1 protein-coding gene, 1 rRNA gene and 1 pseudogene are annotated in these 782 nt (G+C 40.4%); 1 reads left to right on the plus strand and 2 read right to left on the minus strand.

Features of this window, described 5'->3' with window-relative positions; all coding sequences use genetic code 11:
* The first annotated feature begins 6 nt into the window (after window positions 1-6).
* Window positions 7-122: ribosomal RNA gene (gene rrf, locus CKY02_RS23140) — 5S ribosomal RNA — on the plus strand.
* A 158-nt stretch (window positions 123-280) separates the two neighbouring features.
* On the opposite strand, the gene CKY02_RS23145 is transcribed toward rrf, so the two are convergent.
* On the minus strand, window positions 281-667 hold the full coding sequence (locus CKY02_RS23145; protein ID WP_112897019.1) for a sulfatase-like hydrolase/transferase: 387 nt from the start codon (window positions 665-667) through the stop codon (window positions 281-283).
* Window positions 661-782: pseudogene (locus CKY02_RS26075) on the minus strand (IS1595 family transposase); the annotation flags it as partial. The pseudogene CKY02_RS26075 and the gene CKY02_RS23145, both read right to left, overlap by 7 nt.

Genomic DNA, 782 nt, shown 5'->3' on the forward strand with positions numbered 1-782 from the left:
AATATGCCTGGCGGCGATAGCGCGGCGGTCCCACCTGACCCCATGCCGAACTCAGCAGTGAAACGCCGTAGCGCCGATGGTAGTGTGGGGTCTCCCCATGTGAGAGTAGGGAACTGCCAGGCTTTAAATACAGTAGAAACCCTCAGCGAGAGCTGGGGGTTTTTGCGTTTTAAGGGATATCCTATGGATTTCAAGATGCACCGCGACGGCATAGCGAACGATATGACCGGGATGAGTGAGTGCAGCCAACAAAGAGGCAACTTGAAAGATAACGGGTATATTAAGTTTTATTATCATCGATCACCGTTAGCTCTTTCTGTGATTTGAAACAATTGCTTAATGGTGAACGGCAGTATTCTGGAGATTTATGATAAATACCTAGCCAATCACTGATAAGGTAATAATTATCTGAAGTTGAGAAAGGGGTATTTATTACACCAGTATGACGATATCTTGGATTAACATTATCGTTATACCAGATAAATAAGGGGATATTATAAGCCTCTTTTCGAGGATGACTAACTCCGTGGTTATGACGGATGTCACCGTTTTTATCTAAACGTTGTAATCCATGATCTAAAAAATAGAGAATAAATGCTTTATAATCTTTGTTTTTATTAATAATTTTCTCTATTATCTGATCTGTATAAACTATCCTGATTACCATCGAATCTCAGCTAGCTTGAGTAAATACTCAGGTATAGGTGCTGCCCGGATACATGAATAAATAAGCTGTTCGAATGTTTTTTTAAGGTTAAAGCGCCAATTGAACCTGAAACAGA

Source organism: Photorhabdus bodei, from assembly GCF_003287735.1.
Lineage (GTDB): Bacteria > Pseudomonadota > Gammaproteobacteria > Enterobacterales > Enterobacteriaceae > Photorhabdus > Photorhabdus kayaii.